We start from the raw sequence: 13,688 nt of genomic DNA on the forward strand, positions 1-13,688 counted from the left end.
GGGCTTTTAAGCGGCACGATGCTGCGAAAATGCACCGGAAAGAGGAAGAGCTTGTGGAAAAAGCCAAAAAAATAGCGTGGCATCTTTTGGCTGCCAGCGTTGGTCTGTTGACGTTGAGTCAGCTGGCGCATGCGGATTCACTGGATGAACAACGCAGTCGCTACGCACAAATTAAGCAGGCGTGGGATAGCCGGCAGATGGATGTGGTCGATCAGCTGATGCCCACGTTAAGCACTTATCCCCTGTATCCCTATTTGCAGTACCGGCAGATCACCGATGATCTGATGAACCAGCCGGCGCTGGTAGTGAAAAACTTTATTGACGCCAATCCGACGCTGCCCCCGGCGCGTTCATTACGTTCGCGCTTTGTGAATGAACTGGCCCGGCGCAGCGACTGGCGCGGCCTACTGGCGTTTAGTCCCGATAAGCCGACCAGCACCGAGGCGCAGTGCAGCTATTACTACGCCAAGCTGAGCGTGGGGCAGTCGCAGGAAGCCTGGAGCGGGGCGAAAGACCTGTGGCTGACGGGCAAGAACCAGCCTGGCGCCTGTGAGCCGCTGTTCAGCGCCTGGCGTGACTCCGGACAGCAGGATCCGCTGGCCTATCTAGAACGGATCCGCCTGGCGATGAAGGCCGGCAATATCGGGCTGGTCAAATCGCTGGCTCAGCAGATGCCCGCCAACTATCAGAGCATCGCTTCCGCCGTCGTCGCGCTGGCTAACGATCCAAACAGCGTCCTGACCTTCGCCCGCACCACCGGAGCGACCGACTTTACCCGCCAGATGGCCGCCGTCGCCTTCGCCAGCGTCGCCCGTCAGGATGTGGAAAATGCCCGCCTGATGATCCCTTCGCTGGTGCAGGCTCAGCAGCTCAATGAGGATCAGACTCAGGAGTTACGTGATATTGTCGCCTGGCGCCTGATGGGTACCGATGTAACCGAAGAGCAGGCTATCTGGCGTGATGACGCAATCATGCGCTCGCAGTCCACACCGCTGGTGGAGCGGCGGGTGCGGATGGCCTTGGGGACGGGCGATCGCCATGGTCTGAACACCTGGCTGGCGCGCCTGCCAATGGAGGCGAAAGAGAAAGACGAATGGCGCTACTGGCAAGCGGATCTGCTGCTGGAGCGCGGCAGGGACGAGGAGGCGCAGGCGATCCTTCGCTCGTTGATGCAACAGCGAGGCTTCTACCCGATGGTCGCTGCGCAGCGACTTGGCGAGGAGTATACCTTCCGCATCGATAAAGCCTCGGGAACGATCGATCCGGCGCTGGCTTCCGGTCCGGAGATGGCGCGGGTACGCGAACTGATGTACTGGAATATGGATAACACCGCGCGCACCGAATGGGCGAATCTGGTCACCAGCCGTACCAAATCCCAGCAGGCGCAGCTGGCGCGTTACGCTTTTGATCAGCACTGGTGGGATCTGAGCGTGCAGGCGACGATCGCCGGCAAACTGTGGGATCAGCTGGAGGAGCGCTTCCCGCTGGCGTATAACGATCTGTTCGCGCGTTACATCAGTGGCAAAGATATCCCGCAGAGCTATGCGATGGCGATTGCTCGTCAGGAGAGTGCCTGGAACCCGAAAGTGCGCTCGCCGGTTGGCGCCAGCGGACTGATGCAGATTATGCCGGGCACCGCGACGCATACCGTCAGTATGTTCAGCATTCCCGGCTACAGCGGCCCGTCGCAGCTGCTGGATCCGGAAACCAATATCAATATCGGCACCAGCTATCTGCAGTATGTCTACCAGCAGTTCGGCAATAACCGTATCTATGCCTCGGCGGCCTATAACGCCGGGCCGGGCCGGGTTCGTACCTGGCAGGGGAACAGCGCCGGACGGATCGATGCGGTGGCGTTTATCGAGAGTATTCCGTTCTCGGAAACCCGTGGCTACGTGAAGAATGTCCTCTCCTATGACGCCTACTATCGCTACTTTATGGGCCAGCAGGATAAGCTGTTCAGCGATGCGGAGTGGCGGCAGCGTTACTGATCGCCGGGAAGTATGTTATGCTTTGTACTCGTTGAAGAGTACATTCGACGGGCAGCGTAAGCTGCCCGTCTCAATATGGTGGCGCGATATGACCCAACAATCTCCTTATTCCGCGGCCGTTGCCGAACAACGTCATCAGGAGTGGCTGCGCTTTGTGGCGCTGTTACAGCAGGCCTATGCTGAGGATCTGCATCTGCCATTGCTGCAGCTGATGCTGACACCCGACGAGCGCGAAGCGCTGGGCACCCGGGTGCGCATTATTGAAGAGCTGCTGCGCGGCGAGATGAGCCAGCGCGAGCTGAAAAATGAGCTCGGCGCCGGGATTGCGACCATCACCCGCGGGTCAAACAGCCTGAAATCAGCGCCGGCCGAACTGCGTCAGTGGCTGGAACAGACGCTGCTGACTAGCGATAAATAGCGTTATGGAACGGGCTCAACGCCAGCACGACCGCCTGATGGTAAACGCTGCTGCGGGTTAATTTTCCACCGGTGAAAACCCCAATCGCTCCCTCTTTACGACCGATCTGGTTGATGCCGGTATACTGCGACATGACCGGTCCCAGGGCTTCACCAGCGCGAACCTGCTCAAGAATAACCTCAGGTAACGGCAGCGTGGCTGAGCGCGCTTCTCCGCGCCGATCAGCGCTTTCAATGACCACCCAGCTAAAGGTGCTGCCATCGTCGATACCGGCCTCAATGGCCACCCAGAAATCGGCATCGGGCTGGATAAGGCGCGCATTGGCGACACGATTTCGTGCGCCAGCGCGCGTTTCCTCGCTGCCGAAGGGCTGTTCCGGCACGCCGCTCTCGACGGAGATGGACTCAATATGGCAGGATCCTTCGCCGAAAATCTCGTTAAAAGCCTGCAGAATTGCCTGAATTTTGGCGGGATTAGTGGTCGCTGAGACAACATGGTGCATAATCAAAACAACTCAGAATAAACTAAAGTCATCGCAGTATACTCTAAATCACCCTCAGGGCAGGCGGTAATGCCCTAAGCTGGTTGATGACGAGTTCAGAACGGAATAAAAGCATGTTACAGGTATACCTTGTTCGCCACGGTGAAACGCAGTGGAACGCCGAGCGACGTATTCAGGGTCAGTCCGATAGCCCGCTGACCGCACACGGTGAGCGCCAGGCCTGGCAGGTTGGCGAGCGCGCCAGAACGCTGGGGATCACCCATATCATTACCAGCGATCTGGGGCGAACCCGCCGTACAGCAGAGATTATCGCCGAAGCCTGTGGTTGCAGCGTGATCGCCGATGCGCGTCTGCGCGAGCTGGATATGGGGGTGCTGGAGAAGCGCCATATCGACTCGCTCAGCGAAGAAGAAGAGGGCTGGCGTCGCCAGCTGGTCAACGGCACGCCGGATGGTCGTATTCCGCAGGGCGAATCGATGCAGGAGCTCAGCGAGCGAATGCATGCGGCGCTGGCATCCTGTCTGGAGTTACCGGCCGGTAGCCGACCGCTGCTGGTGAGTCATGGTATGGCGCTGGGCTGCCTGGTGAGCACGATTTTAGGGCTGCCGGCATACGCTGAGCGTCGTCTGCGACTGCGCAACTGCTCTATCTCGCGCGTCGACTATCAGCAAAGCCCGTGGCTGGCTTCCGGCTGGGTGGTGGAAACGGCGGGCGACGTCTCGCATCTTGACGCCCCCGCGATGGACGAGCTGCAGCGTTAACGACGAATCGGGATCAGATACTCGCAGCGTAACTGAATCGGCGTAGCCTGATCCCGGTTTTCATCCTCAGGGTAGAAGCGTTCAATATCCAGCCCCTTGCGACGGGTCAGGTTTAGCATCGGCATGCAGGTGCCGTAGACCGTCAGGATGAATTCCTGCAGGCCGGTGCCCAGTCCTTCATACGTAAACATGACATACTCGCCGCCCTCCAGGGTGACCGGATGGGCGTTCTGCAGATGGCCATTAGCCATCTCCGGCGTCAGCGCGGTGGTATAGAACACTTCCTGCTCATCGTCCTTCTCCAGGCTCGGACGCGGCTCATGCAGCCCGTAGAGCACCGGAGGGATCGACGGCGAATTACCGAGGAAGTCCCGCCAGAACTGGACGCGCATCTGGTTGCGGAAATCGGAGATTTCCTCGAGCTTACAGGTATAGCTCTGGGTGACGCCGAGCAACTGAGTGGTAGGCAGGGCGACAAATTCATGTTTTGGCAGCGTGAATTCGCCAAGACGCAGCGGCGGACGCATACCGAACGAGCTCCAGTCCGGTGAGCGGCGGTAGAGCGCCGGCGTCAGCGAGAACTGCTTTTTAAATGCCCGGGTGAAGGTCTGCTGGGAGTCGAAGCGGTACTGAAGCGCAATATCAAGGATTGGACGGGCGGTAAGACGTAATGCGACAGCAGATTTCGATAACCGGCGCGCGCGAATATAGGCACCGATGGCATGGCCGGTGACATCCTTAAACATTCGCTGTAAATGCCACTTGGAATAACCTGCCTTCGCCGCCACATTGTCCAGAGAAAGCGGCTGATCCAGGTGACCTTCCAGCCAGCTAAGGAGATCGCGAATAATCCCTGCTTGATCCATAAAATGTCCCCATCCTTAAACACAGGTGCCTGATATTAAAGTAGCGGATAATAGCATTTTTTGATGTTTTAGCATTCAGTGTTTTTTTTGCTTTTAAATGCGGAAGGTCAGTGGAGCTGAACGATAATTTTGTAAAGCTGTGATCTATAAACCTTTTCTGCTAAGTGCGTGATAATCACTCAGCTATATTTTTTAATAATGGTAACAATATGAAATACAAGAAGTTTGCGATGGGCCTGCTGCTGCTGGCCGGCTGCCAGATGGCTCAGGCGGAGCAGATTGGTTCCGTGGATACGGTCTTCAAATGGTTAGGGCCGGATCACAAAATTGTCGTCGAAGCCTTTGACGATCCGGATGTGCAGAACGTGACCTGCTATATCAGCCGGGCGAAAACCGGCGGGATCAAGGGCGGGTTGGGGCTGGCGGAAGATACCTCCGACGCGGCCATCTCCTGCCAGCAGGTCGGGCCGATTGAGCTGACGGACAAAATCAAAAACGGCAAAAGCCAGGGCGACGTGGTGTTCCAGAAGCGCACCTCGCTGGTGTTTAAAAAACTGCAGGTTGTTCGCTTCTATGATGCGAAGCGCAATGCGCTGGTCTATTTGACCTACTCGGATAAAGTGGTTGATGGCTCGCCGAAGAACGCCATCAGCGCCGTACCGATCATGCCATGGAATAAATAAACGGGAGCGCGCATGCAGCAGCCACGGATTTGGTTAGTTGAGGATGAACAGAGTATCGCTGATACCTTGGTTTATATGCTGCAGCAGGAGGGCTTCCAGGTCACCATCTTTGGCCGCGGGTTGCCCGCGCTGGAGGCGGCGGCGCATCAGGCGCCCGATGTCGCCATCCTCGACGTCGGCTTGCCGGATATCAGCGGCTTCGAGCTCTGTCGGCGCCTGCTGACGCGTTATCCGGCGCTGCCGGTGCTGTTTCTGACGGCGCGGAGCGACGAGGTCGATAAACTGCTCGGGCTGGAAATAGGCGCTGACGATTATATCGCCAAGCCGTTTTCGCCGCGCGAAGTCTGCGCGCGGGTGCGAACCGTGCTGCGGCGACTGCAGAAGTTTGCCGCGCCTTCGCCGGTGGTACGCGTCGGCGAGTTTGTGCTCGATGAGCAGGCGGCGTCGATAAGCTGGTTCGGCCAGCCGCTGAACCTGACGCGCTACGAATTCCTGCTGTTGAAAACCCTGCTGCATGCGCCCGGTCGCGTCTTCTCCCGTCAGCAGCTAATGGAGCTGGTGTGGAGCGATGCCTGGGAAAGCCTCGACCGTACCGTCGATACCCATATCAAAACCCTGCGCGCCAAGCTGCGGGCAGTGAATCCTGAGGTTACGCCGATCAATACCCATCGCGGCATGGGCTACAGCCTGGGGCGTGGCTGATGCGCATCGGCATGCGTCTGCTGCTGGGCTATTTTCTTATCGTCGCTATCGCCGCGTGGTTTGTGCTGTCGATCTTTGTCCAGGAAGTGAAGCCGGGCGTGCGCCGGGCGACGGAGGGGACCCTCAACGATACCGCCACCCTGCTGGCGGCGCTGGCACGTGAAGACCTGCTGGCGGCAAACCCGCAGCAGGGCAGGCTGGCGCAGGCCTTTCAACAGCTCAACCAGCAGCCTCTCAACGCCCATATTGGCGGAATTAAAAAGGTGCGTAATGAGTACCGTGTCTATCTGACTGATGCCAGGGGCAAAGTGGTGTTTGACTCCAGCGGGCAGGCGACAGGGCAGGACTATTCGCGCTGGAACGACGTCTGGCTCACCTTGCGCGGCCAGTACGGCGCGCGCAGTACACGCAGCGATCCGAATGATGAAACCAGCTCAGTCATGTATATCGCCGCGCCAGTGATGGATGAGGGGCGGATTATCGGCGTGCTGAGCGTCGGTAAACCCAACCTGGCGATGACGCCGGTCATTAAGCGCAGCGAGCGGCGGATCCTCTGGGCCGGTGGCGCCCTGCTGGGCATTGCGCTGTTGATTGGCTGCGGCGTCGTCTGGTGGATCAATTTTTCTATCGGCAAGCTGGTGCGCTATGCGGACTCGGTGACCGCGGAGCGTCCGCTGCCGCTGCCTGAGGTGGGCAGCAGCGAACTGCGCAAGCTGGCGCAGGCCCTCGAGAGCATGCGGGTGAAGCTTGAGGGTAAAAATGCCATCGAAAACTATGTCTATGACCTGACTCACGAGCTGAAGAGCCCGCTGGCGGCCATCCGCGGTGCGGCGGAGATCCTGCGTGAAGGGCCTCCGCCTGAGGTCGCGGCGCGGTTTACCGCCAATATCCTTGCGCAGAACACCCGGATGCAGCTGCTGGTAGAGCGATTGCTCCAGCAGGCACGACTGGAAAACCAGCTGGAGATAAAGCGGCAGCCGGTATCGGTTGACGCGCTATTCCAACGCCTTACGGAGGAGCGCGACATCGCCCTGGCGACGAAAGCCATCACTCTGCGCTGGCAGACGTGCGGAATAACCGTCAATGGTGATGGCGAACTGCTGGCCCAGGCGCTGGGTAACCTGCTCGACAACGCGATTGATTTTACCCCCCAGGGCGGCGAGATCGTCCTGGCCGCGGAGAAGCGGAATGAAGAGGTGCAACTGAGCGTCATCGATAACGGGTGTGGTATTCCGGACTATGCGCAGGCGCGTATTTTTGAACGCTTCTACTCGCTGCCGCGCGAAAATGGCCATAAGAGCAGCGGCCTTGGACTGGCGTTCGTTCGTGAAGTGGCGCGCCTGCATCAGGGCGATATTCGTCTGCACAATCGTCCCGAAGGCGGTGCGGTCGCCACGCTGCGACTTCACCGTCCCTTCACATAGCTTCAAATTCCCCCCACATAGCCGCCCTACAGTGAGGCCATCACGATAGGGAGAAAGGCTATGTTGAAATCACCGTTATTCTGGAAAATCACCACGTTAATCGGTTGTGTCGTGCTGTTATCTTTGCCGCTAATGATGGTCAGGGAGCTTATTAATGAGCGGGCGGATTATCGCAGCGAGGTGGTGGACGCCATTGAGCAGAGCACCAGTGGCTCGCAAAAACTCGCCGGGCCGCTGATCGCCATTCCGGTGACCGAGACCCTGACCCGCATGGAGAACCAAAAAGAGGTCGAATATCAGCGGCGCTGGGAGTACTACTGGCTGCCGGAGTCGTTGGCGGTCAACGGCAAACAGACCGTGGAGTCGCGGAGGGTAGGCATCTACAGCGGCCAGGTCTGGCATAACGCCCTGCAGATTAAGGCCTCGTTTGATCCGCTGCGTCTGGCGGCGCTGAGAAAATCGAATATTGTCCTGGGCCAGCCGCGGCTGGTGGTGAGCGTCGGCGATGCCCGCGGTATTGGCGCCATCCATGCCCCGGAGGTCAACGGTAACGTATTAAGCGTGGAGCCGGGGCTGGGGATAAGCGGCGATGGCGCAGGTATTCATATGCCAATGCCTGCGCTGGCGGAGGACAACAAGCCGCTTGAGATTGCCTTTTCTCTCGAGCTGAACGGGACGGGAGAATTTTCACTGGTGCCGATCGGGCGTAACAGCGAACTGCAGTTGACCAGTAACTGGCCGCATCCCGGCTTTCTCGGCAGCTTCCTGCCAACGCAACGGGAAGTGAGTGCTGCCGGCTATCGCGCCCACTGGCAAAGCAGCTGGTTCGCCAACGATATGGGTAGCTATTTCAAGGATGATATGGAGATCCCGTGGTCGCGGCTGCCAGCGTTCAGTGCCGATGTGATGTCGCTTGCCGACCAGTACCAGCTAACCGACCGGGCGACAAAATACGCCATCCTGTTAATTGGGCTGACCTTTATGGCCTTTTTCGTGTTCGAGAGCCTGACTCATCGTCCCCTGCATCCAATGCAGTATCTGCTGGTGGGCCTGTCGCTGGTGCTGTTTTACCTGGTGCTGCTGGCGCTTTCGGAGCACGTTGGGTTTACCGCCGCCTGGCTGGCGGCCAGCCTGTCCGGCGCGGTGATGAACGGGGTCTATTTACAGGCAGTGCTCAGGGGATGGCGTAACAGCCTGCTGTTTGTCGCCGCGCTGCTACTGCTGGATGGGGTGATGTGGTTTCTGCTGCATTCCGAGGACAGCGCGCTGCTGCTGGGTACCGGGGTACTGGCGCTGGCGCTGAGCGTCCTGATGTTTTTGACCCGCCGGGTGGACTGGTATGCGTTATCGTTACCGAAAGGCAGTGCGCCTCCGCCGCCGGCTGCCGATGATGACAAGCTGCGCCTCTGGAAAGAGTGACGGCATAAAAAACGGCGCCCTTGGGGCGCCGTTTTCACATCATGGCTGCGGAATAAAACGCATTATTCCTGCAGATCGCCACAGAAACGGTAGCCTTCACCGTGAATAGTGGCGATGATTTCCGGGGTATCCGGAGTAGACTCGAAGTGTTTACGAATCCGACGAATGGTCACATCAACGGTACGGTCATGTGGCTTCAGCTCACGACCGGTCATTTTCTTCAGCAGCTCGGCGCGAGACTGAATTTTGCCCGGGTTTTCGCAGAAGTGCAGCATCGCGCGGAATTCACTGCGCGGCAGCTTGTACTGCTCGCCGTTCGGGCTCACCAGTGAGCGGCTGTTGATATCGAGTTCCCAACCATTGAACTTGTAGCTCTCCACGCTGCGGCGCTCTTCGCTCACGGTACCGAGATTCATGGTACGGGAGAGCAGGTTGCGCGCGCGGATAGTCAGTTCACGCGGGTTAAACGGTTTAGTGATATAGTCGTCAGCGCCGATTTCGAGGCCAAGGATCTTATCCACTTCGTTGTCGCGGCCAGTTAAAAACATCAGCGCGACGTCAGCCTGCTCACGCAACTCGCGCGCCAGCAGAAGACCATTTTTACCCGGCAGGTTGATATCCATGATCACCAGGTTGATATCATTTTCAGACAGGATCTGATGCATTTCCGCGCCATCGGTCGCTTCGAATACATCGTAACCTTCTGCTTCGAAAATACTTTTTAACGTGTTGCGTGTTACCAACTCGTCTTCAACGATAAGAATGTGCGGGGTCTGCATGTTTGCTACCTAAATTGCCAACTAAATCGAAACAGGAAGTACCAAAGTCCCTGACCTGCCTGCTGCATGTCGCAAATTAACATGCGCGGCGTAACATGACTAAAGTACGTAATTGCGTTCTTGATGCACTTTCCATCAACGTCAACAACATCATTAGCTTGGTCGTGGGTACTTTCCCTCTGGACCCGACGGTGTCAAAAACGGCTGTCATCCTAACCATTTTAACAGCAACATAACAGGCTAAGAGAGGCCGAACACCCAATAAAACTACGCTTCGTTGACATATATCAAGTTCAATTGTAGCACGTTAACAGTCTTGTGAAATCATTGCATCGTCATGCTCTTTATAGTCACAATCCTTACACAGCTCAACTAGTTGCGTGGATAAATTAATAAATACAGTGAATCCAATGCGTGGAACGATACCTCAGATGAAATTTCATTGCCCATCATATGGATAAATGGGTTCTGTTAACATACTTCTTGTCATGGCCTCCTGAGAACAGTTTAGATTTTTTTATGGGTAAGCAAACGCAATTTTAGTGATTTTTGTTGCAAATTTGTAAATTTTCACCGCGTAAAATGGTGCGGCCAGCGCTTCGCCAACGCCTGAGAGAGAGAAAGAAACTGCAATGCGTTTAACGATCATTTTAGTGGCCCCAGCCCGGGCAGAAAACGTCGGCGCCGCCGCCAGAGCGATGAAGACCATGGGATTTCGCGATCTACGGATCGTGGACAGTGAAGCCCACCTGGCGCCGGCGGCACGCTGGGTGGCGCATGGCTCAGGCGATATCCTCGATGGCATCACCACCTATCCAACCCTTGCCGAAGCGCTGCACGACGTCGATTTTACCGTCGCCACCACCGCCCGTAGTCGCGCGCGGTTTCACTATTACGCCACGCCGCAGCAGCTGTTACCTCTGCTGGAGGAGAAGGCGCAGTGGATGACGCATGCGGCGCTGGTATTTGGCCGTGAAGATTCCGGGTTGAGCAACGAGGAGCTGGCCCTGGCCGATGTGCTCACCGGCGTGCCGATGGTGGCGGATTATCCGTCGCTGAATCTCGGCCAGTCGGTGATGGTCTACTGTTATCAATTAGCATCGCTAATGCAACAAACGGCGCCCACCGCCGCCGCCGCAGACCATCATCAGCTGCAGGCGTTACGCGTCCGCACCGAGGCATTACTTTCGCGTTTAGGCGTGGAGGAGGATGCCAAACTGGTCGACTGGCTGGCGCAACGAATGGGGCTTCTGCAGCAGCGCGACACGGCAATGTTGCATCGATTGCTGCATGATATTGAAAAAAACCTCCCGGAATAAAGCTCTGTCATATTTTTTAATTATGGTTATCTGTGCTGTTTTTGAGGGCTGGGTTCCGCCGATCTGGATGTTTTTTCTTGCCGTGACGGCGCAATACGCAAGCTGGCTGAAATAGGGTTAATTGAGAAATTCATTGACTTAAGAAGGCAGATACTTTAACCAATATAGGCAGGACACACAGACAGATAAAAATACAGAGTACACAACATCCATGAATCGCATCGGCATGATTACCACCATTATCACCACCACCATTACCACAGGTAACGGTGCGGGCTGACGCGTACAGGAAACACAGAAAAAAGCCCGCACCTGAACAGTGCGGGCTTTTTTTTTGACAAGAGATCAAGGGGTAAGAACCATGCGAGTGTTGAAGTTCGGCGGTACATCAGTGGCAAATGCGGAACGTTTTCTGCGGGTTGCCGATATTCTGGAGAGTAATGCCAGGCAGGGGCAGGTAGCGACCGTACTGTCTGCCCCGGCGAAGATCACCAACCATCTGGTGGCGATGATTGAAAAAACGATCGGTGGCCAGGATGCCCTCCCGAATATTACCGACGCTGAACGCATTTTTGCCGAACTTCTTCAGGGCCTTGCCGATGCCCAGCCCGCTTTCCCGCTTGCCCAGCTGAAAGCCTTCGTTGAGCAGGAATTTGCTCAGATTAAGCATGTCCTGCACGGCATCAGCCTGCTGGGCCAGTGCCCGGACGGAGTGAATGCCGCGCTGATCTGCCGTGGCGAAAAGCTCTCCATCGCCATCATGGCGGGTCTGCTGGAAGCCCGTGGTCATAAAGTCAGTGTGATTAACCCGGTCGAAAAACTGCTCGCAGTGGGCCACTATCTGGAATCCACGGTCGATATCGCCGAATCCACCCGCCGCATTGCCGCCAGCCAGATCCCGGCAGACCATATGATCCTGATGGCCGGATTTACCGCTGGCAATGAGAAGGGCGAACTGGTGGTGCTGGGGCGTAACGGCTCCGACTATTCGGCTGCGGTACTGGCCGCCTGCCTGCGCGCGGACTGTTGCGAAATCTGGACCGATGTCGACGGGGTGTATACCTGCGATCCGCGCCAGGTGCCAGATGCGCGTCTGCTGAAATCAATGTCTTATCAGGAGGCGATGGAGCTCTCCTACTTTGGCGCGAAAGTGCTGCATCCGCGCACCATTGCCCCTATCGCTCAGTTTCAGATCCCATGCCTGATCAAAAATACCGGCAACCCGCAGGCGCCGGGAACGCTCATCGGCGCCAGTCGCGATGAAGACGACCTGCCGGTGAAAGGCATCTCTAACCTCAACAATATGGCGATGTTCAACGTCTCCGGTCCAGGGATGAAAGGTATGGTCGGTATGGCGGCCCGCGTCTTCGCCACCATGTCCCGCGCTGGCATCTCGGTGGTATTGATCACCCAATCCTCTTCGGAGTACAGCATCAGTTTCTGCGTGCCGCAGAGCGATTGCGCTCGTGCCAAACGGGCGATGGAAGATGAGTTTTATCTCGAGCTGAAAGAGGGGCTGCTGGAGCCGCTGGCCATTATGGAGCGTCTGGCCATCATCTCCGTGGTGGGCGACGGGATGCGTACCCTGCGCGGTATCTCGGCGAAATTCTTTGCGGCGCTGGCCCGCGCTAATATCAATATCGTGGCGATTGCCCAGGGCTCTTCTGAGCGCTCTATTTCGGTAGTGGTCAGCAATGACGACGCCACCACCGGCGTGCGTGTAACCCACCAGATGCTGTTCAACACCGACCAGGTGATTGAAGTGTTTGTCATCGGCGTCGGCGGCGTCGGCGGCGCGCTGCTGGAGCAGATCAAGCGCCAGCAGGGATGGCTGAAGAACAAACATATCGATCTGCGCGTCTGCGGTGTAGCCAATTCTCAGGCGCTGCTGACCAGCGTTCATGGCCTGAATCTGGAGAACTGGAGTGAAGCGCTGGCGGAGGCGAAAGAGCCGTTTAATCTTGGCCGCCTGATCCGTCTGGTGAAAGAGTACCACCTGCTCAATCCGGTGATCGTCGACTGTACCTCCAGCCAGGCGGTCGCCGATCAGTACGCCGACTTCCTGCGCGAAGGTTTCCATGTGGTGACGCCGAACAAAAAGGCCAATACCTCTTCGCTGGATTACTATCACCAGCTGCGCCATGCGGCCAGCAGCTCGCGCCGCAAGTTCCTCTATGACACTAACGTTGGCGCTGGCCTGCCGGTGATTGAGAACCTGCAGAACCTGCTCAACGCCGGCGATGAGCTGCGCCACTTCTCCGGGATCCTTTCCGGCTCTCTGTCCTTTATCTTCGGCAAGCTGGACGAGGGGGTGAGTTTCTCAGCCGCGACGGCGCTGGCCCGTGAGATGGGGTATACCGAGCCGGATCCGCGCGACGATTTATCCGGGGTGGATGTCGCGCGTAAGCTGTTGATTCTGGCCCGTGAGACCGGGCGTGAACTGGAGCTGTCGGACATTATCGTGGAGTCGGCGCTGCCGGCGGACTTCGACGCCAGCGGCGACGTCGACACCTTTATGGCCCGTCTGCCGTCGCTGGACGATGGGTTTGCTTCGCGGGTTGCCAAGGCACGTGATGAAGGTAAAGTCTTGCGCTACGTTGGTAACATCGAAGAGGATGGTACCTGCCGCGTGAAAATTGCCGCCGTTGACGGCAACGATCCGTTATTCAAAGTCAAAAATGGTGAGAACGCGCTGGCCTTTTACAGCCACTATTATCAGCCACTGCCGCTGGTGCTGCGCGGCTATGGTGCCGGGAACGACGTCACGGCGGCCGGCGTATTTGCCGACCTGCTGCGCACCTTGTCCTGGAAGTTAGGAGTTTAA

General features: G+C 57.3%; 14 protein-coding genes and 1 other annotated feature. Of the genes, 11 read left to right on the plus strand and 3 right to left on the minus strand.

Annotated elements, in window-relative coordinates; all coding sequences use genetic code 11:
* Positions 1–53: 53 nt before the first annotated feature.
* Positions 54–1,991 (plus strand): murein transglycosylase, encoded by a 1,938-nt coding sequence (sltY, locus tag CWM58_RS22905; RefSeq protein ID WP_100681878.1) that lies wholly within the window; start codon positions 54–56, stop codon positions 1,989–1,991.
* 88 nt (positions 1,992–2,079) lie between these two features.
* On the plus strand, positions 2,080–2,409 hold the full coding sequence (gene trpR, locus CWM58_RS22910) for a trp operon repressor (protein ID WP_012542918.1): 330 nt from the start codon (positions 2,080–2,082) through the stop codon (positions 2,407–2,409).
* On the opposite strand, the gene yjjX is transcribed toward trpR, so the two are convergent.
* The gene (gene yjjX / locus CWM58_RS22915; RefSeq protein ID WP_100681864.1) at positions 2,396–2,911 is read right to left on the minus strand and encodes an inosine/xanthosine triphosphatase; all 516 of its coding nucleotides are present in this window, start codon (positions 2,909–2,911) and stop codon (positions 2,396–2,398) included. The genes trpR and yjjX overlap by 14 nt on opposite strands.
* Positions 2,912–3,024: 113 nt before the next feature.
* On the opposite strand from yjjX, the gene gpmB reads away from it, so the two are divergent.
* On the plus strand, positions 3,025–3,672 hold the full coding sequence (gpmB, locus tag CWM58_RS22920; protein WP_074387112.1) for a 2,3-diphosphoglycerate-dependent phosphoglycerate mutase GpmB: 648 nt from the start codon (positions 3,025–3,027) through the stop codon (positions 3,670–3,672).
* Here the strand turns inward: gpmB and robA are convergent.
* Positions 3,669–4,538 carry an MDR efflux pump AcrAB transcriptional activator RobA gene (gene robA, locus CWM58_RS22925; RefSeq protein WP_008807515.1) on the minus strand — a complete coding sequence of 290 codons (870 nt, stop codon included), beginning with the start codon at positions 4,536–4,538 and terminating at the stop codon, positions 3,669–3,671. The two genes, gpmB and robA, sit on opposite strands and share 4 nt — an antisense overlap.
* A gap of 209 nt (positions 4,539–4,747) precedes the next feature.
* Between robA and creA the strand changes: the two genes are divergently transcribed.
* The 4 genes from creA to creD are packed head-to-tail and all read left to right on the plus strand — an operon-like array spanning position 4,748 to position 8,766.
* Positions 4,748–5,221, plus strand: coding sequence for a protein CreA (gene creA / locus CWM58_RS22930; protein WP_012542917.1), 474 nt, complete (start codon positions 4,748–4,750; stop codon positions 5,219–5,221).
* A 12-nt stretch (positions 5,222–5,233) separates the two neighbouring features.
* On the plus strand, positions 5,234–5,923 hold the full coding sequence (creB, locus tag CWM58_RS22935; RefSeq protein ID WP_100681865.1) for a two-component system response regulator CreB: 690 nt from the start codon (positions 5,234–5,236) through the stop codon (positions 5,921–5,923).
* Positions 5,923–7,347, plus strand: a complete 1,425-nt coding sequence (creC, locus tag CWM58_RS22940) for a two-component system sensor histidine kinase CreC (protein ID WP_100681866.1) — start codon at positions 5,923–5,925, stop codon at positions 7,345–7,347. Before creB ends, creC begins: the two co-directional genes overlap by 1 nt.
* A 60-nt stretch (positions 7,348–7,407) precedes the next feature.
* Positions 7,408–8,766: a cell envelope integrity protein CreD gene (gene creD, locus CWM58_RS22945; RefSeq protein ID WP_165785839.1), complete on the plus strand. Its 1,359-nt coding sequence runs from the start codon at positions 7,408–7,410 to the stop codon at positions 8,764–8,766.
* A gap of 62 nt (positions 8,767–8,828) precedes the next feature.
* On the opposite strand, the gene arcA is transcribed toward creD, so the two are convergent.
* Positions 8,829–9,545, minus strand: coding sequence for a two-component system response regulator ArcA (gene arcA, locus CWM58_RS22950; protein WP_002887843.1), 717 nt, complete (start codon positions 9,543–9,545; stop codon positions 8,829–8,831).
* A 95-nt stretch (positions 9,546–9,640) separates the two neighbouring features.
* Here arcA and yjjY point away from each other — a divergent pair, with 95 nt between their 5' ends.
* From yjjY to thrA, 4 genes are all read left to right on the plus strand, one after another.
* Complete coding sequence (yjjY, locus tag CWM58_RS22955; RefSeq protein WP_001541509.1) at positions 9,641–9,781, plus strand: protein YjjY; 141 nt, start codon at positions 9,641–9,643, stop codon at positions 9,779–9,781.
* A gap of 396 nt (positions 9,782–10,177) precedes the next feature.
* Entirely contained in the window at positions 10,178–10,864 is a 687-nt protein-coding gene (locus CWM58_RS22965; protein ID WP_061155833.1) for a tRNA/rRNA methyltransferase, read from the plus strand.
* A gap of 211 nt (positions 10,865–11,075) precedes the next feature.
* Positions 11,076–11,144, plus strand: a complete 69-nt coding sequence (gene thrL, locus CWM58_RS22970) for a thr operon leader peptide (protein ID WP_004222578.1) — start codon at positions 11,076–11,078, stop codon at positions 11,142–11,144.
* Positions 11,083–11,200 (plus strand) — a sequence feature (Thr leader region). (Overlaps the previous gene by 62 nt.)
* Positions 11,201–11,225: 25 nt before the next feature.
* A complete protein-coding gene (gene thrA / locus CWM58_RS22975; RefSeq protein ID WP_061155832.1) occupies positions 11,226–13,688 on the plus strand; it encodes a bifunctional aspartate kinase/homoserine dehydrogenase I in 2,463 nt (820 codons plus the stop codon).

Source organism: Klebsiella sp. H-Nf2 (assembly GCF_002806645.1).
GTDB lineage: Bacteria > Pseudomonadota > Gammaproteobacteria > Enterobacterales > Enterobacteriaceae > Klebsiella > Klebsiella variicola.